The organism is Kribbella sindirgiensis, assembly GCF_004331435.1.
In the GTDB taxonomy this organism is placed as follows: Bacteria; Actinomycetota; Actinomycetes; order Propionibacteriales; family Kribbellaceae; genus Kribbella; species Kribbella sindirgiensis.
Genome location: NZ_SJKA01000009.1, coordinates 42,496 through 60,745, shown reverse-complemented (window position 1 = coordinate 60,745; position 18,250 = coordinate 42,496). Strand labels below are relative to the sequence as shown.

Annotated in this window: 15 protein-coding genes; 1 reads left to right on the top strand and 14 read right to left on the bottom strand. The window is 68.8% G+C overall.

Annotated features, from left to right (window positions below; genetic code table 11):
* Positions 1-64 precede the first annotated feature (64 nt).
* On the top strand, positions 65-1,954 hold the full coding sequence (locus tag E0H50_RS25270; RefSeq protein WP_131292825.1) for a CocE/NonD family hydrolase: 1,890 nt from the start codon (positions 65-67) through the stop codon (positions 1,952-1,954).
* Positions 1,955-2,090: 136 nt separating this feature from the next.
* On the opposite strand, the gene E0H50_RS25265 is transcribed toward E0H50_RS25270, so the two are convergent.
* From E0H50_RS25265 to E0H50_RS25200, 14 genes are read right to left on the bottom strand one after another with little or no spacing between them, the layout of a single operon-like run.
* A complete protein-coding gene (locus E0H50_RS25265) occupies positions 2,091-3,266 on the bottom strand; it encodes a glycosyltransferase (protein WP_131292823.1) in 1,176 nt (391 codons plus the stop codon).
* Positions 3,267-5,891 carry a glycosyltransferase family 4 protein gene (locus E0H50_RS25260; RefSeq protein WP_131292821.1) on the bottom strand — a complete coding sequence of 875 codons (2,625 nt, stop codon included), beginning with the start codon at positions 5,889-5,891 and terminating at the stop codon, positions 3,267-3,269. It abuts the gene before it with no gap.
* The gene (locus tag E0H50_RS25255) at positions 5,888-7,189 is read right to left on the bottom strand and encodes a nucleotide sugar dehydrogenase (protein ID WP_131292819.1); all 1,302 of its coding nucleotides are present in this window, start codon (positions 7,187-7,189) and stop codon (positions 5,888-5,890) included. The genes E0H50_RS25260 and E0H50_RS25255 overlap by 4 nt, the downstream gene beginning before the upstream one ends.
* Before the next feature lie 25 nt (positions 7,190-7,214).
* Entirely contained in the window at positions 7,215-8,405 is a 1,191-nt protein-coding gene (locus E0H50_RS25250) for an acyltransferase family protein (RefSeq protein WP_131292817.1), read from the bottom strand.
* A 4-nt stretch (positions 8,406-8,409) separates the two neighbouring features.
* Positions 8,410-9,462 carry a non-hydrolyzing UDP-N-acetylglucosamine 2-epimerase gene (gene wecB, locus E0H50_RS25245; protein WP_131292815.1) on the bottom strand — a complete coding sequence of 351 codons (1,053 nt, stop codon included), beginning with the start codon at positions 9,460-9,462 and terminating at the stop codon, positions 8,410-8,412.
* Positions 9,463-9,464: 2 nt separating this feature from the next.
* Positions 9,465-10,466 carry a Gfo/Idh/MocA family protein gene (locus tag E0H50_RS25240; protein WP_131292813.1) on the bottom strand — a complete coding sequence of 334 codons (1,002 nt, stop codon included), beginning with the start codon at positions 10,464-10,466 and terminating at the stop codon, positions 9,465-9,467.
* Between the two features lies 1 nt (position 10,467).
* A complete protein-coding gene (locus E0H50_RS25235; protein WP_202868339.1) occupies positions 10,468-11,583 on the bottom strand; it encodes a DegT/DnrJ/EryC1/StrS family aminotransferase in 1,116 nt (371 codons plus the stop codon).
* Positions 11,580-12,191 carry an acyltransferase gene (locus tag E0H50_RS25230; protein ID WP_131292809.1) on the bottom strand — a complete coding sequence of 204 codons (612 nt, stop codon included), beginning with the start codon at positions 12,189-12,191 and terminating at the stop codon, positions 11,580-11,582. Before E0H50_RS25230 ends, E0H50_RS25235 begins: the two co-directional genes overlap by 4 nt.
* Entirely contained in the window at positions 12,188-13,381 is a 1,194-nt protein-coding gene (locus E0H50_RS25225; protein ID WP_131292807.1) for a hypothetical protein, read from the bottom strand. Before E0H50_RS25225 ends, E0H50_RS25230 begins: the two co-directional genes overlap by 4 nt.
* Positions 13,381-14,094 carry a hypothetical protein gene (locus E0H50_RS25220; RefSeq protein WP_131292805.1) on the bottom strand — a complete coding sequence of 238 codons (714 nt, stop codon included), beginning with the start codon at positions 14,092-14,094 and terminating at the stop codon, positions 13,381-13,383. Before E0H50_RS25220 ends, E0H50_RS25225 begins: the two co-directional genes overlap by 1 nt.
* On the bottom strand, positions 14,091-15,413 hold the full coding sequence (locus E0H50_RS25215; RefSeq protein WP_238151195.1) for a glycosyltransferase: 1,323 nt from the start codon (positions 15,411-15,413) through the stop codon (positions 14,091-14,093). Before E0H50_RS25215 ends, E0H50_RS25220 begins: the two co-directional genes overlap by 4 nt.
* Positions 15,410-16,504, bottom strand: coding sequence for a glycosyltransferase (locus tag E0H50_RS25210; protein WP_131292803.1), 1,095 nt, complete (start codon positions 16,502-16,504; stop codon positions 15,410-15,412). The genes E0H50_RS25215 and E0H50_RS25210 overlap by 4 nt, the downstream gene beginning before the upstream one ends.
* Before the next feature lie 3 nt (positions 16,505-16,507).
* Positions 16,508-17,296 carry an ABC transporter ATP-binding protein gene (locus E0H50_RS25205; RefSeq protein WP_130386923.1) on the bottom strand — a complete coding sequence of 263 codons (789 nt, stop codon included), beginning with the start codon at positions 17,294-17,296 and terminating at the stop codon, positions 16,508-16,510.
* A gap of 16 nt (positions 17,297-17,312) precedes the next feature.
* Positions 17,313-18,179, bottom strand: a complete 867-nt coding sequence (locus tag E0H50_RS25200; RefSeq protein ID WP_131292801.1) for an ABC transporter permease — start codon at positions 18,177-18,179, stop codon at positions 17,313-17,315.
* Positions 18,180-18,250 lie beyond the last annotated feature (71 nt).

Here is an 18,250-nt window from a genome sequence, read left to right as displayed (position 1 = left end):
AGCGCGCGAGTGAGTTCTGTGCACAGAATAGAGCCTCACCTACCGCCCATAGGGGGATTCACGTATGCGCAGAACTCGGTTTCGGGCCGGGACGGCCCTGGTGCTCGCGGCTCTGGTGGCACCGGCCGCCTCGCTGACCGCGGTCGCCGTACCGTCCAAACCCTTCGTGCAAGGCACCGCGACGGTGGCCGCGTACGACTACGACAACGCGATCCGCGAGAAGGTACAGGTCGACGTACCCCGGCTCGACGGCGACGCGAACGGGATCACCGATCAGATCACCGTCGACATCATCCGGCCGGGCGAGGCGGCCCAGGCCGGGATCGACGTACCGGTCATCATCCAGGCCTCGCCGTACTACGCGGGGGACCCGACCACCTACTTCGACGCGACCGGCACCCGGCAGGTGTTCGGGAGCTGGCTGGACAACTACTTCGTGCCCCGGGGGTACGCCGTCGCGTTCGTCGACATGCCCGGGACGTTCCGCTCGACCGGCTGCTCCGACGTCGGCGCCGACCTCGAGGTACTCGGTACCAAGGCCGTCATCGACTGGCTGAACAACCGGACGACCGGGCACAAGCCGGACGGCAGTGCCGCGAAGGCCGACTGGTCGACCGGCAAGGCCGGCATGATCGGCGTGTCCTGGAACGGGACGATCGCGAACTCGGTCGCGAGCACCGGCGTCCGCGGGCTGGAGACGATCGTGCCGATCGCGGCGATCTCCAGCTGGTACGACTACACCCGCGGCTTCGGGGTGCCGTTCTACGACGAGTACATGGGATTCCTGCACGACTACGTCAGCAACGACGCCTCGCCGCGGTGCGAGGAGATGACGAACGAGATCGAGCAGGACTCCGACACCCGCACCGGCTCCTACAGCAAGTGGTGGGACCCGCGGAACTACCGGCTCGACGCCTCGAAGGTCCACTCCAGTGTGTACGTCGTGCACGGGCTCGGCGACGAGAACGTGAAGACGCGGCAGTTCGGCGAGTGGTGGGACGAGCTCGCGAAGCGCAACGTTCCCCGGAAGATCTTCCTGCACCAGGGCGTGCACCTGGACGGGTTCAGCTTCCGCGACGAGTGGGTGGACAAGCTGCACCCGTGGTTCGACTATTGGCTACAGGGCCTGAAGAACGGCGTGATGGACACACCGCAGGCAACTGTCCAGCGTGAGGACGGCTCGTTCGTCGACGAGGCGAAGTGGCCGGCGGCCGGTGCCAAGCAGACCACGGTGAAGCTCAGCAAGCTGACCGGTACGAGCACCCCGGTCAGCTTCACCGGGACGGACAAGGAGTCGGCGGACACCGTCGTACTCGATCCGACCACGCCGCGCACCGACCGGGCCGTGTTCCTCAGCGACGAACTGGAGAAGGCTGTTCGGGTCAGCGGCACCGGGAAGGTGTCGGTCCGCGTCAAGGTCAACAAGGTTGCCGCAGGCATCAAGGCGCGGCTGGTCGACTACGGTACGGCGAACCGGTACGTGAACGTCACCAACGTGCCGGACACGCGCGTGTGCTGGGGTGACGGCAACGCACTCGACACCGGCTGCTACGCGAAGACGCAGATCAACACCGCGGTCTCCGATACGTCAGTTGTCGTGCGCACACTCGCGGACGTCGGCCACTACAAGTCCCCGTACGTGAAGGAGTCGCTCCGCTCGGACCGTTGGTACGACCTATCATTCGAGCTGAACGCCGACGACGTGGTCTTCACCGCCGGCCACCGCCTCGGCCTCGTCCTGACGGTCGAGCCGGACAACCCATCGGTCCCGTTCACTGGTGCGACAATCACCCTCGACCCCGCCCGCTCCGCTCTCACCCTCCCCCTCACGACCTACACCTCGTCCCTCCAAACAGCCGAACAAGCCCGAGTCCCCTCCACCCGCCTGGCCCAGCCGGAGCCCGAGAAGGACCCGGTCAAACTGATGCGCCAAATGGTCGAGGCCTCCCGCTAGCCCATTTGCCTGGTAGGCCAACGAAACGCGGGGTTTGTGACCCTCATTCAGGGTCACAAACCCCGCAATTGATGGGTCAACCAGGCAAATTGGTGGGTCGGCCAGGCAAATTGGTGGGTCGGCCAGGCAAATGGGGTTACTGGGAGAGGTCGGCGTAGGCGGCGACCAGCGTGGCTGCGTCGTGTTCCCAGTTGAGTTCTTTGGCGGCGGCGCGGATTCCGTCGGTGTAGGTCGGGTAGTTGTCGATCACCGTGCGGACTGCGGTCGCCAGGGAGTGGGCGTTGCCGGGTTCGTAGAGGGCGCCGAGTTTGTGGTGGGTGACTACGGCGCGGAGTTCGGGGAGGTCGGCGGCTACTACTGGGACGCCGGCTCGGACTGCGTGGAAGAGTTTGTTGGGGAGGGCTAGGCGGTGGTTTTCGCAGGTGTTGGTGAGGGTGACGAGGGAGATGCCGTAGGAGCGGAGGGTGTCGTCGACCTCGTCGATGGAGCGTTCGGGGACGGTTTCCACCGGGCCCAGGTCCAAGCGATAGTTGGGATCCACCGACCCCATCAGCACCGTGCGGAACGGCGCCAGCTCGCGGGCCGCCGCGACGACGGTCGGCAGGTCACGCCCGGCGCCGACGCGTCCGGCGTACAGCAAGCCCTCGGGCTGCTCGGGCGCCGGCGGTACGTCGTCTGCGCGCGGGAACGTGTTCCGTACGACGCGCACATCGGTCAACCCACGTGACCGCAGCCGCGCCGCGATCCCGTCCGACACGGTGAAAACCACCCGCGCGCGAGAAGCCAACGACACCTCGAACCGCCGACCGCGGGCCCGCCACAGCGGCGTCGGCCGTCCGGGCAGCGCCCGGTCGAACCACAGCTCGTGGCTGTCGTACACAAGCGCCGCGGACCAACGAGCGGCGTACTCAGCGGCGAGTTCCAGCGTGTTGAAGTCGTGCGCATGCACCACGTCGACCGGACCGGCGTCAGCGACCCGAGGCGCCGCGGCCACGCGCCACTGCTTCTCGGTGCGCAAACGGTGCTCCGGCAGCAGCAGCCACCGCCCGAACCGCTTGGCCAGCACCTTGGGCCCGGAATGCCCGTGCCCGACCGTCAGCCCGCCGTTCCCGGCCCGCAGGCCGGAGGAGCGGGAGACCGACTCCACCGTGATCCCAGGCCCCACCTCGCTGTGTTGATTAGCAAGCCAGGCTTCAGGGACGTCCCGGCCGATCACATGCAGTGTGTGACCGGCCGCGGCGAGCGCCGTCGCCTCCCGCAGGATCCGCGAGTCCCCGGCGATCGGGGACTGCGCGATCATCAGAATCCGCACTTACTCGCTCTCGTCCTCATAAACCAGTTCGTTGTTGAGGAACGGCAGCAGTTCCGCGACCGACTTCCGCCCGTCGTGCAGGTCGCGCACGAACGACGGTCCCGCATCGGCGATCTTCCGGGCCGTGTCGCGCTCGGCGACCAGCCGCTCGATCACCTCCGCCAGGTCGTCCGGCGTCGCCTCGGCGATCGGCAGGTCGGTCGGCAGCAGGTCCCGGACCGGGTCCGCGATGTGCCCGACGGTGACCCGGCCGGCCGCCATCGCCTCGCAGGCGAACACGCCGTACGAACCGAGCAGCAGCTGGTCGACCACGATGTCGGCGCTCTTCACCATCTCGGCGAGCTCCGCGTGCGGTACGCCCTGGACCCGGTTGTACTTGATCAGGCCTCGTGCATCCAGGTCCGTCAGTACCGGGTCGACGTACGCCGAACCCTTCAGAGCAGAGGCCGACGGCGCGTGCAGCACCACCGGAACCTCGCGCTCGAGCACCGGCTGCGTCGACACGAACCCTTCGACGTCGACGGCGAGCGGCAACCAGATGCCGTTGTCGACGAACTCCAGCAGGTCCGGCGTGGTGACGAAGACCGGCCCCCGGTAGCCCTCGAGGTGGTGCCGCATCAGGTTGTTCGCGGCCTGCAGGCGCACCGTCAGCTCGTCGTCCGGGTTGCGGAACGGCGAGTACCGGTACTGCTCGCGGTGCTGCGCGGGATCGCGGATCTCCGACCCGTGGAACACCAGACCGTGCTTGATCCCGGCCTGGTCCAGCATCGGTACGTCGGTCGTCCACATCTGCCCGCGCTGCTGGCCGAACATCGGCCGGCCCGCCTCGAACAGCACGTGGGTCACCTCACGCAACGCGTACGCCGTGAGCTCCAGCTGCCAGCGCAGATCCGACCGGTACTGGCGGTAGGTGCCCGTCCGGTGCACGCGGAAGTCGAACGCGCCGCTGCCCGTGGTGAGCGACTCGGCCTTGACGTCCGGCACCTCACGCTCGAGCGCGGTCGCCCACAACCACGCCTGTCCGGCACTGTTGACCGGGCCGAGCAGCAGGTGCCGCCCGGTCTTGTGTGCCTTGCCACCCGGCCGCGTGATGTCGAGCTGCCGCCCGGTCAGCTCGGCGTACAGCTCCCGCAGCTTGGTCGCCTGACCAGCCCAGGACACCTCTTGCTGGTACGCCGGATCGGCGACCCGCTCGCGGTAGCTGTCCAGATCGCCGAGCACCGTGCGGACCTTCGACGCCAGGTCGTGCGCGTCGGCCGCGGTGAAGACCTCGCCGATCTTGGTGCGGTCGACGAACTCCTTCATGCTCGGCATGTCGCTGACCACCACCGGCAGTCCGGCGAAGGCGTACTCGAACAGCTTGTTCGGCAGCGCCATCTCGTGGCTCGGGTAGCGCAGGATCGGGATCAGCCCGACGTCGGCGGTCCGCAGGAATGCGACCACCTCGTCCGGCTTCACCGGATCCAGGCAGTGCAGGCGGTCCTGCACCTCGAGCTGCGCGGCCTGCGCCTGCAGCTCGCGGACAGCGTCTGTCGCCACACCAGGTACACACACGACAGCCAGGTGCGCGTCCGGCAGATCCACCAGCGCCTGGACGGCGGTGTGGATGCCACGCGCCCGCGTCACGCCACCGCTGTAGACCAGCAGCGGTACGTCGGATGCCAGGCCGATCTGGCTGCGAATGTCGGACACCTCGACCGACACGTCAGCAGGGTTCGGCGTGTTCATCACCACGGTCGGCTCTTGCCGGAGGTTGTGCTCGCGCCGCAGCCGGGTCGCGATGGCCGGGCTGACGGTGATCACCCGGTCCGCGTCGCCGATGTACTCGGCCTCGTGGTTGGCCCAGGCCGCGATCGAACGCCGGGTCCGGGCGCCGTACTGCGAGAGTCCGGCGACGTACTCGTGCGCGTCGTACACAACCTTCAGCGTCCGGCCGCGCAGTTTGGCGCGGCCGGCGGCACGGGTCGCGACGCCGATCACGTGCATGTCGTGGGCGTGCACGACGTCCGGCTCGAGGCGGTCGATCAGGTCGCCGAACGCGATCTCCAGGTCCAGCGCCTCCGGGTGCAGCTTGCGCCACGGCGCCGGCCAGGGCAGCCGGTGCAGTACGCCGTCGTACGCCCGCCAGCCGAACTTGAACGGTCCGTCCGCCTTGTTGCCGACGCCCTTGCGGACCCAGGCGGCGCGCTCGGCGGCCTGCCAGCGCGCGCGGCGGAGCAGCCGGGTGGCGACGCCGGCCTTGAACTTGACCGGGTTCCCCTGGCCCGCCTTGGCGCGCGCGATCGCGTGCCCGGAGTCCGCCTTGAGTTCCTTGAGCTCGGCCGCGATCCGCTGGCTGCGCGCCACATAGGTTGCCCGGTACCGGTACCCCACCAGTGGCGGCCGCCAGTTGCGGCGCGCCGTACGGCTTCGTTTCCGTTCCTCACGCAGCGTGAAAGGCACCGCTACCCGGACGATCAGCGCTCCGTCGAGCATCTCCCTCGACGGCAGGCCGCTGGCCGAGACCCCGAGCACAGTCACCTCTGCTCCGGTCTCGGCCAGTGCTGCGGCCTCCTTGCGGACCCGGCTGTCGTTGGTGACGTCGTTGGCGACCATCATCACGACCCGCAGGTCGGCATGTGTCACTGGCTGACCGACCTTCCGATCACAATCCGACGCACGCCCGCCCACTTGGCCGGGTCGGTGCGGTCGCGACCGTCGACGAGTACCTGCACACCCGGCAGGTCGGCCGGGCTCAGCTGCGCGTAGTCCGCGTGGTCCGCCTGCAGCACCGCCGCGTCCACCGGCGTACCCAGCGTGTACGGCGTGAAGCCGAGACCCTGGAGCTCCTCGTCGGTGTACAGCGGGTCGTGCACGGACACCTCGGCACCGCGCGCCTTGAGCGCCTCGACTGCCGGGAAGACTCCGGAGAAGGCAGTCTCCTTCACGCCACCACGGTACGACGCGCCGAGCACGACGACCTTGGCGCCCTTGAGGTCACCGAACGCGCCCTCGAGCAGGCCGATCGTGTAGTCGGGCATACCGGCGTTCGCCTCGCGGGCGGCCCGTACGACGGTCGCGTCCGGGTCGGTGTACAGGTACAGCCGCGGGTAGACCGGGATGCAGTGACCGCCGACCGCGATACCCGGCCGGTGGATGTGGCTGTACGGCTGCGAGTTCGACGCCTCGATGACGGCGTGCACGTCGATGCCGTTCTGGCCGGCGAACCGGGCGAACTGGTTCGCCAGGCCGATGTTCACGTCGCGGTAGGTGGTCTCGGCCAGCTTCGCCAGCTCGGCCGCCTCCGCGGAGCCCAGGTCCCAGACGCCGTTCGCACGGTCCAGGTCCGGGCGCTCGTCGAAGTCCAGGACGGCCTCGTAGAACGCGGTGGCGCGCTTGGCGCCCTCCTCGGACAGGCCGCCGACCAGCTTCGGGTACTTGCGCAGGTCCGCGAAGACACGGCCGGTGAGCACCCGCTCCGGCGAGAACACCAGGTGGAAGTCGGTGCCCTCGGTCAGGCCCGAGATCTCCTCGAGCATCGGCTTCCACCGGTTCCGGGTGGTGCCGACCGGGAGCGTGGTCTCGTAGCTGACCAGCGTGCCGGGCGTCAGGTGCTCGGCCAGCGAACGGGTCGCGTTCTCCATCCAGCCGAACTCGGGCTGACCGGTCTGCTCGTCCACGAACAGCGGCACGACCACGACGACCGCGTCGCTGTTCGGGATCGCGTCCGCGTAGTCCGTGGTCGCCCGCAGGCGGCCGTCGGCCACGGTCTCGGACAGCAGCTCCTGCAGGTGGGCCTCACCCGGGAACGGCTCCTGGCCGGCGTTCACCAGCTCGACGAACTTCTCGTTGATGTCGACGCCGACGACCTGATGGCCCTTGGCCGCGAACTGGACCGCCAACGGCAGTCCGATCTTGCCTAAGGCAACAACACTGACACGCACAGCAACTCCACTAGGTAGTGATTCTTCATCGGGGGCCTCGGAGCTTTCGTTCCAGCGGGTGCTCGACGAACTTGTAGAGCAGCCACGAGGCGAAGATCGAGATGACCAGGACACCGGCGTACCAGGTCAGGTTGGACCAGCCGATCGGGCCGGCGACACCGTGCTGCTCCTTGATCGCATACAGGATCGTGGCGTGCACGAGGTAGAAGGCGTACGACCACTGGCCGAGCGCCACCATCGGCTTGCTGCGCAGGAACGACCGGCCGCCGCGCATGTCGCGGGCCGCGACCGCGAGGATCAGGAAGCCGTACAGCATCGTCAGGACTTCCTTCTGACACAGGCCCATCGTGACCGCGCCCGGGACCTGCGTCGGGTGCGCACCGGAGTACCAGAGCAGGTACAGGCCGCCGCCGGTGACCAGGAACGCGAACCACACCGGGATCCGCGGCGTCCAGCCGGACCGCAGCGCGATCGCGAGACCGATGCCGAACAGGAACGCCACCGAGTGCAGCACCGGCTGCGGCAACACCGGTACGTCGGCCTTGTAGTGGAACAGCGCCAGGCGGTACGCCCCGCCGAGCACGATCACCGAGACACACAGGATCAGGCCACCGACCGTCTTCAGCCGCTGCGTGGCCCGCCAGACGAACGGGAAGTACGCGTAGAAGAACGCTTCGACCGACAGCGTCCAGCCGGCCGGGTTGCCGCCGTACAGGATGGTCGGGTTGTTCGACCAGCCCTGGACCAGGAACGCCGACAGCACCAGCACGGTCATCGAGACCGGCTTGATCCAGGACATCCCGGTCGGCGGCTCGAACCGGTAGAAGACGAAGATCGCCGCGACCAGCGTCAGGAAGTACAGCGGGAAGATCCGCGCGAACCGCCGCCGGTAGAACGTGCTGATCTTCGTCCCCGGCCGCGACGACCAGGTGAGCACGAAGCCGGACAGCACGAAGAAGAACGTGACGCCGGACGTGCCGTACTTCAGGAAGTCGTAGATCGGTAGCGGCGCCAGCTGCGTCATGTGGTGGCAGAACACGAAGAAGGCCGCCCACCAGCGCAAACCGGTGAGCGACTCGACTCGTGGCAACCTCTTGCCGGGATCCGGCGGTGAGGTGGTGGTGACAGGCGCGCCCGAGGACGGGGTCGTGACACCGGCCGACCCGGGCATTTCCTGGGTCGGCGGCGTCTGGTTCTCTTCGGCGGCCTTCGTCATGTAGTTACTCCGCGAGAGTGGAGACGACACGCTCTGCAGCGTGCCCGTCGCCGTACGGCATCGGGCGGTCCCCCGTGGGCGTCGGCCGTGCGGCCAACTCGGGCAGCTTACTCACGTCGGATGTCAACACGTTCCATCCGTCGTCCAGCGTCTCGACCCACTCGGTCTCGGTGCGCAGCGTGGTGCACACCCGGCCGAGCAGGAAGGCCTCCTTCTGGAGACCCCCGGAGTCGGTCACCACACCGGCCGAACCGAGCACGGCCGCGACCATCTCGGGGTAGGCCAGCGGCTCCCGGACGTGCAGCGAACCGTCCGGCCGCTCCAGCTTGATGCCGTGCTCCGCGCACTTCGCGACCAGCCGCGGGTGGGCCAGCAGCAGAACCGGCGTACCGGCCCCGGCGAGACCGTCGACGATCGCGGCCAGCCGCGCCGGGTCGTCGGTGTTCTCGGCCCGGTGGATGGTCGAGACGACGTACTCACCGCGCTTGAACGGCAGGTCCAGCGGCTTGTCCGCGACCGCGTCGCGGACCCGGAAGCACACGTCGGTCATCACGTCGCCGACCAGCCGCGACCTGTCCTTCAGACCCTCGTTCGCCAGGTGGTCCATCGCGACCTGGGTCGGGGCCAGCAGCAGGTCCGCCGCGTGGTCGGTGAGTACCCGGTTGTGCTCCTCTGGCATCAGCCGGTTGAACGAGCGCAGGCCGGCCTCGAGGTGCGCGACCGGCAGGTGCATCTTCACCGCGGACAGCGTGCCGGCGAGCGTCGAGTTCGTGTCGCCGTACACCAGCACCCAGTCCGGCTTGTGCTCGTCCAGTACGGCGTCCATCGCGGCCAGCATCGCGCCGGTCTGGACACCGTGGCTGCCGGACCCGACGCCCAGGTGGACGTCCGGGTCCGGGATCCGCAGGTCGGCGAAGAACACGTCGGACATGTTCTTGTCGTAGTGCTGCCCAGTGTGCACGATCACGTGCTGGTGCTCGGTCGCGGCAAAAGCCTCTGCCACCGGTGCCAGCTTCACGAACTGCGGGCGCGCCCCGACAACGCTCAGAACCTTCATGGCTACAGGGTCTCCCCGGCGACGGCCACAGTCCGGTCCTCCGTCGCCGACTGCAGAACGGCCTCGGCCACCCGGACGGTGGTCAGACCCTGCTGCAACGTGACGATGTCGGCCTCCTTGCCGAGCACCGCGTCGCGGAACTGCTCGTGCTCGGTCTTCAGCGGCTCGGGCTTGCTGATCGCGTACCGGACCATGTCGCCCTCGCTGACACCGCGGAAATGCGCGACGTCGTCCCACGCGGTCTGCACGGTGCCGTTGGCGTGGAAGGTCAGGTCCGCGGTCAGGGTGTCGGCGATGAACGCGCCCTTCTCACCCGTGACCACGGTGAGCCGCTCCTTCATCGGGGACAGCCAGTTGACCAGGTGGCTGGTGACGGTGCCGTTGGCCAGCTTGCCGGTCACCGCGATCAGGTCCTCGTACTGCCGACCGGACTTGTGGGCGCTCTGCGCGGCCACCGTGACGAACGGCGACTGCGTCACCCACGCGGTCAGGTCGATGTCGTGGGTGGCCAGGTCCAGCACCACGCCGACGTCGGCGATCCGGGCCGGGAACGGGCCCTGGCGGCGGGTGGTGATCTGGTAGATGTCGCCCAGCTCACCGGCCTCCAGCCGCACCCGCAGCGCCTGCAGCGCCGGGTTGTACCGCTCGATGTGGCCGACCGCGCCGACCAGACCGGCCGCCTCGAACGCCTTCGCGATCTCGGTCGCCTCGGCCGAGGAGCCGGCCAGCGGCTTCTCGATCATCGCGTGCACGCCGGCCTCGGCCAGCGCCTTCGCGATCTCGGCGTGGTACTGCGTCGGTACCGCGACCATGCAGTAGTCGATCTTCTCGGCGATCAGCTGCTCGATGTTCTCGTGCACCGGACGACCGCCGGCGACGCCGAACTTGTCACCACCCGGGTCGGCGACCGCGACCAGGTCGACGCCCTCGAGGGACGCCAGCACCCGGGCGTGGTGCCGGCCCATCATGCCCAGGCCGATCAGGCCCGCACGCAGGTTCGCCATCTCACGCACCCGCCTTCGCCACGGTGTTCACCGCGGCCACGATCCGGTTCAGGTCTTCCTCGGACAGCGAGGGGTGGACCGGCAGCGAGAGCACCTCGGCCGCGGCCTTCTCGGTCTCCGGCAGGTCCAGCTCACGCTGGAACGACGGGAGCCGGTGGTTCGGGATCGGGTAGTACACGCCGCAGCCGACGCCGTACTCGGTCCGCAGCGCGTTCGCGAAGCCGTCGCGGTCCTCGGTCACGCGGATCGTGTACTGGTGGTACACGTGGGTCGCCTCGGCGGCGACCGCCGGAACGGCGACACCCTGCAGGTTCGCGTCCAGGAAGGCCGCGTTCTCCTGCCGCTGCTTGGTCCAGCCGCCGACCTTGGTCAGCTGCACACGGCCGATGGCGGCGTGCAGGTCGGTCATCCGGTTGTTCAGGCCGACGACCTCGTTCTCGTACTGCTTGAGCATGCCCTGGTTGCGGAACAGCCGCATCCGGCGCTCGAGGTCGGCGTTCGCGACCGAGTTCATGCCGCCCTCACCGGACGTCATGTTCTTGGTCGGGTACAGGCTGAACATCGCGAACTCGCCGAAGGTGCCGACCGGCGCGCCGTTCCAGGTGGCGCCGTGGGCCTGCGCGGCGTCCTCGTAGATTTGAATGCGGCGCTCGGCGGGCTTGTCGGCACTGTGTTTATCAGCTATGGCCTGCAGCGCGGTGACGTTGGCCGGGTGACCGAACAGGTGCACCGGCATGACGGCCTTGGTCTTCTCGGTGATCGCGGCCTCGACCGCGACCGGGTCCAGGCAGAAGTACGTCGGCTCGATGTCGACGAACACCGGGGTGGCCCCGGTCAGCGCGACGCTGTTCGCGGTCGCGGCGAAGGTGAAGGACGGGACGATGACCTCGTCACCCGGTCCGACCCCCGCGGCCAGCAGGCCGAGGTGGAGACCCGACGTGCCCGAGTTCGTCGCGACGCACGCCCGGCCGGAGACCAGCGCTGCGCCGAACTCCTGCTCGAACGCCGCCACCTCAGGACCCTGGGCGAGCATGCCGGACTGCATGACACGGTCGACAGCCTCGCGCTCCTCCTTCCCGATGATCGGCTTCGCGGCCGGAATCGGCTGCACCATCAGTTCTCCTCCTGTGCTTCATCGGCCGGCCGCAGCCGTCCGTCGGTTTCGATGTACATCTCGCCCGTGTTCGGGCACTTCCACTCGCCGTCCCCGACGGAGAGCAGCGGAACCCCGGCCTTGCCGACCCACTTGAGCCGGCGCGCCGGGACCCCCGCGACCAGCGCGAAGTCTGGCACGTCCTTGGTGACGACCGCACCCGCGGCGACCGTCGCCCAGCGGCCGATGGTGACCGGGGCCACGCACACGCTGCGCGCACCGAGCGAGCAGCCTTCCTTCATCGTCACCCCGACCGGTTCCCAGTCGTGCCCGCTCTTCGGCGACCCGTCCGGGTTCACCGCGCGCGGGAAGTAGTCGTTGGTGAGCACCACCGCCGGGCCGATGAACACGCCGTCCTCGAGGGACGCGGGCTCGTACACCAGCGCGTAGTTCTGGATCTTGCAGTTGTCGCCCATCCGGACCCCGGTCCCGACGTAGGCTCCGCGGCCGACGATGCAGTTCTTGCCGAGGACCGCGTTCTCGCGGATCTGGGCCAGGTGCCACACCGACGAACCGTCGCCGATCTGGGCGCTGTCGTCGACGTCGGCGGAGGGCGCGATGCGGGCCGTCACAGGGTCTCCTTCTTGGTGAGCCAACTACTCAGTACTTCGGCCGAGCGGCGTCCGTCGTGCAACGCCGCCACGAACTCGGGGCCGGTGGCCGCCTGCGCGGCGGCGGCGTCACGATCCGCGATCAGACCGCTGACGACATCACCCAGGGTGTCGGGATCCGCCTCCACGATCGGCACCTCTCGCCCGGCCAGACTACGCACTCGGTGGCGCACCCCGTCACCGACGTACGAAACCACGATCCGCCCGGCCGCCAGCGCTTCCGCGGCTGCCACGCCGTACAGGCCGATCCGGAGCTGATCGACAACGATGTCGGCGTCACCGATGACGCTTGCCATCTGCTCGTGCGGTACCCCGGTGATCCGCCGGTACTCGACCACGCCGCTCTCGTGCAGCCGGGTCAGCACCGCGTCGATCTCCTCGGTGCCCTTGAGTTTCGCGTTCGACGGGACGTGCGCGACGACCGGCTTCGCGCCGGAGAACAACGGCCGTGCGGCCTGCTGCCAGGGCGCCGGATCGATCGCGACCGGCAGCCACTGGGCGTTCGGTACGTCGTCCAGCAGGTCGACCGTGGAGACGAACACCGGAAGCTGCAGCGACTCGACGAGCTCGGCGTGCCGGCGGGCCTGCGGCTCGAGGCGATCGGTCAGCTCGTCACCCGGGGTGAACGGCGACCAGCGCTCGCGCTGCGCGTGCCGGCTGGGCAGGCGGATGTCGGAGCCGTGGAAGAGCAAGCTCACGTTGATGCCCTTGCCGAGCATCGTCTCGATGTCGGCGGAGGCGTCCGAAACGCCGCGGGCGCCGAAGACCGGACGCAGCGACTCGACCATCACATGCGTGTAGTTCTCGACGACGTACCGCTCCTGGGCGCGCTGCCAGCGCGGCTGACCGAACCACGCCAGCGGTACGCCGTAGTCGTCGGCGAACTGGAACTGTCCCTTGCGGTGCAGGGAGAACGCCACGGCGCTGACGTCCGGCAGGGTCTTGGCGGCCTGTGCCCAGGCGTACCCCTGACCGGCGGAGTTGGTCGGTCCGACCAGCATCCGCACCCGTGTCGCCCCTGCCGGCGGGAAGGCCGGCAGTTGCGCGTACGAGTACCGCAAGCCCCGCAGGCGCCGCCGGACCGCTCCAGCGGTCCGGGCCAACGGCGCCGGCAGGTGCTCGCGGATCGTCATCGTCGTCGTGTCACCCATTACGCAGAAGGGACCTTCATCATGTCGAGCTCGCGACGGGCCGCGGGCAGACCGAGCACGACCGGGGTGCTCGCCTTCCGCTGGCCGAGGTTCCAGCCGGCCCAGATGGCGCCGGCGTCGAGCGCGATCACGACATCGGCCTGGTCGATGGTCGACAGCACGTCGCGACGGCTGAGCACCCGCTCCCAGTACGTCTTGCCGAGGTCGCTGGTCGCCCGCTGACCGCGCAGGAACTTCACCGGCGCCGAGGTCTTGATTGCCTTGGGCAACATCCGCCCGGCGACCTTCTTGGCTCTCCGTGCGCGCCACTCCACAGCCTTCACCACCCGCTTCGCCCCAGTGGGCCGCGGCTTCGCAGCAGGCGGAGGAGTGGAGGCGGTGGTTCCGGCGGCGGCCACCTCAGCGGCGGCCGGGGCGATCTTGGCTTCGTCTTCAACGACGGTTGCCGGGTCGGCGACCGCTTCGGGGGCGATGACGGCGTCGGGGGCCTCGTCGGTCGGCTCGGTGGCCGGCTCCGGCTCGGGCGCCGGCGCGGCCGGCATCCGGCCCGGGCCGATCAGCGTGAACGTGTTGACCTTGTCGGCCACCCAGGCGGACGGAGCCACCCAACCGACGACGTCGATGGTGATGTCCTGATCGCCGAGGTCCTCACGAACCTGGTCGAAGTACGTCGGCGGCAACTTCCTCGTGGACAGCAGAACGACCTTGCTCACGCTGCAACCCCCTTCACACTCGCGGCCAGCGCTTCGATCCGCGGATCGAGTTGCAGGTCCCGCCGGTACGACGCGCCGAACTCGCGCGCCTTCGCCCGGATCCCCTCGTCCGCGGTCCGCGCCGCGTGCGCCGCCTCGATCAGCGCCGCCGCGATCGCCTCCGGCGTCACGTCCGCGACCGGGAACCACAGCGGGTGCCCCCGCAGGACGTCGGACGCCGCGTTCTCCGGGTCGTGCACCGACACCACCGGCAACCCGGTGGCGAGGTACTCGAACACCTTGCCGCTCGTCACGTACCGGCCCTTGCCCAGCATCAGCAGTTGCGCGTCGAACTCGTCGTACGCCTTGGCGATCTCCGCCTTGCCGACCGGGCCCTCGTAGCTGACCCCGTCCTCGGTGGCGGCGTTGATCGTCGCGAGCATGTCCGCGCGCGGCTGCGCGTAGTACCCGAGGTAGCCGTAGATCTTCGCCTTCGCGCCGGCGAGCTCCTCGGACTGCTCCTTGGCGAGCTGCCAGCCCTTGACGAAGTCCGCGAGCGGCACCTTCGGCGACACCGTTCCGACGTACCCGAAGACCAGCGGCCGGTCGGTGACGGCGCCGCGGTCCTGCGTGTCCGGCACCAGGTCGGGGTCGAAGCCGTTGGCGACCGTGTGCATCTTGCCCGCGTGCGTCGGGTAGAGCTTCTCGTGCCAGTCCTTGATCGGGTCGTTCACGAACCAGACCTCGCGGGCGGACTCGACCAGCTTCTTCTCCCACTTGGCCGCGCGGCTGTTCGGCTCGTGCAGCCGGTCACCGGTGAACACGTCCAGCAGCCACGCGTCGCGGTAGTCCATGACGTACGGCACCTGGAACTTCTTGTGCAGGTGGTACGCCGCGGTGAACGCGACGTGCGGGTTGGCGGTGGCGACCGTCAGGTCGACCTTGTGCGCCTGGTGGATGCGCTCCGCGGCCTTCTCGATCACCGAACGCCACGGCCCGTAGCCGCTTTCCGGGAACGGGATCTGGTCCTGCTTCGTGCGCCACTTGGCCCAGAGCTTCGGGTTCGACGCCCGGCGCTTGGACCAGCGGCGCAGGTCGGCTTCGAGAATCGGCCACTCGAACGGGACCCGGACTACCTCGACGGACGGGTCGACCCGCTCCTCGAGGGTCAGGTCCGCACCGGTGAACCGGAAGAACGTGTCGCGGTCGGCCGTCAGCACGGTCACCTTCCAGCCGAGCGCGGCGAACCGGTTGGCCGTGGCCAGGGCCCGGTAGACGCCGCCGCCTCGGCAGGGCGGGAAGCCCCAGGCGACGTACAGCAGGTGTGGGCGGTCGGTCATGCAGTTCCTCTTAAAAGATTGAGAATCGCGTCGGCCAGGTCGTCGTACGGCGTGTTCGTGGGCAGCTGGTCCGCCGCCCACTGCAGCGCGTGGTCGCGCAGCTTCTCCAGCTCACCGGGGTCCGCGGACCAGCGCCGCAGGGTCTCGGACGCCTCCGCCACCGAGTCCACCAGGACTCCGCCACCGGACTCCTCGATCACCTTCGTCTGCCGGGGCAGGCGCGTGGAGAGCACGGGAAGACCGCTGGCGAGGTACTCGTAGATCTTGGACGGCATCGCTTCCACGAACGCCGGGGTCGGCTGCAGCATGGCCAGGCTCGCCCAAGCTCCCTTGGTGAGCTGCCACGCGTCCGCCGGTGGCTGGCGCCCGTGCAGCCGGACCCGACCGGTCAGGTCGGGCCGTGCGACCCGGGTCTCCAGCTCGTCCCGGTCCGACGGTGCGACCGGGCCGATCAGATCGAGAGACCAGTCCGGCGCCGCGGCGACGGTCTCGACCATGTCGAACAGTCCACGGCTCCTGCGCAGGTCCCCGACGTACACCGCGCGCGGTGCGCCGGTGGGCGGGGACGGGGCCAGGAAGCCGCGGTTGGGAAGGTTCTGCACCACGATGCGGTGCTTCGCCTGGTGCGGTGCGAGGTGCGAGTCGGCGACGACCGTGAGGTCGGCGCCCGCGGCCAGCTTGGAACCGGCGCGGACGATCATCCGGGCCGGCAGACCCGCCGGGCCCTGCGCCCACGCGCGATCGGCGAGCAGGCGCTCGTAGTCCTCGTGCACGTCGACCACGAACTTGCGCCGTCGCAGCGCGGTGACGAGCCGGGTGACCGGAATCATGTCCGGGTCGACCGTCATCACCACCTTCGCCTTGGTCCGCCACGGCAGTACGGCCGTCCGGGCCAGCCGCTGCACCAGGTTGCCGCGCGGTCCGGCGTGCACCACAGCACCCGCCGGTCCACCGGCGGCGTCGCCGAGGCCCCACAGCTCGACCGACAGGTCACGGTGCTGCAGGGCAGCGGTGATCTTGTGCAGGCGCGCATCGGCCACGTCGTGGCCGGTCGTGATGATCCCCACGTCCGGCGCGGTGCTGCGTGACATTGGTCAGAGGTCCTCGAGTGAGACAGCTTCTGCTTCGCCGACCTGCAGGAACTTCGTGTAGGCCTGGATGACCTCGTTCGGCTCGCCGCGCATCATCAGCTTGCCCTTGTGCAACCAGATGCAGTCGTTGCACAGTTCGCGGACGCTGCTCATCGCGTGGCTGACCAGGAACATCGTGCGGCTGTTGGTGACGAGCTCCGACATCTTGGCCGCGGCCTTGGTCTTGAACGACGCGTCACCGGCGGACAGTGCCTCGTCGATCAGCAGGATGTCCGGGTCCATGTGCACCGCGACGGAGAACGCCAGCCGGCTGAACATGCCGGACGAGTACGTCCGCATCGGCATCTCCATGAAGTCACCGAGTTCGGCGAACTCCGCGATCTCCTCGTACCGGGCCTCGATCTCCTTGCGGCTCAGGCCCGCCGCGAGTCCACCGAGGACCACGTTCTCCTTGCCGGACAGGGCGGCGTTGAAGCCGACGCCCAGCGACAGCAGCGTGGAGACCCGGCCGTGCACCTCGATCCGGCCCGAGGTCGGCGGCAGGATGCCGGCCACCGCGCGCATCAGCGTCGACTTGCCGGCGCCGTTCGCGCCGATGATGCCGATCGTGGTCCCGTGGTTGACGTCGAACGAGACGTTCTGGACGGCCTTGACCTCACGGACCGCCCGCTCGCCGCGACCGAAACGCACCAGGGCGCTCTTGAAGGTCGGCACCCGCTCGAACGTGGTCCGGTAGGTGATGGACACGTCCTGCACCTTGACGGCCGGAATGTCCGAAGGGCTCTTCTGCATCGGCTTCTTCTCAGTGTCAGAGACGGACAACGAACTCACGCTCCCTCGACATGAAGAACAGCGAGCCGATCACGAAGGCGAGGATCGCCCAGAAGCCGGCGCCGGCCCACATCTGCCACTTGGGGATGTCACCGCGGACCAGCAGGTCCGCCCAGCCCCCGATCAGCGAGTAGAGCGGGTTGTACTGGATGAAGCCCTTGAACTTCGGCGGTGCCTGCTCGGCGAACCACAGCACCGGCGACAGGTACAGCCAGATCCGCACGAAGTACGGCAGGAAGCTGGTGGTGTCGCGGAAGTAGACCTGCAGGGCCGCGAAGATCATGCCCATGCCGGCCGCGAAGATCGTCAGCATGATCAGGAACGCCGGGGCCAGCAGCATCGGCCACCGCAACGGCTGGCGCATCACCAGGTGGATCACCAGGTAGACGCCCAGGGTCGGCAGGAAGCGGAAGAACGCCGTCCGGACCGCGGACAACGGCAACAGCATGCGCGGGAACGACTGGTTCATCAGCAGCTTGCCGCCACCGACGACGCTGGCCGCACCGGCCGTCATGGCACCGGAGAAGTAGTAGAAGGCGAAGAGGCCGCCGCACATGTGCGCGAACCGCTCGCCGGCGTCGATCTTGGAACCCCCACCGGCGATGATGTCGACCAGCAGGTAGTAGACCGCTGCCAGCAGCAGTGGGTTCAGGACCAGCCACACCTGACCGAAGAAGGTGTTCGTGTTGGCGGCCCGGATGTTGGTCCGGGACATCTCCGCTGCGAACTCCCGCCGCTGCCACAGCGCCTTGAAGTACGGGCGCAGTGCCGGCAGACCGACCTTGTGTGGTTCGTACACGTGCACCGACGGGTTGAACTCCTCGTCGACGCTAGTCGCGTTCATTCAGGCGATGCCTCTCTCTGCCGGAAGTTGGATCCACGATGGCCGATCACCTGGGTTTCGGCGGTAGCCGC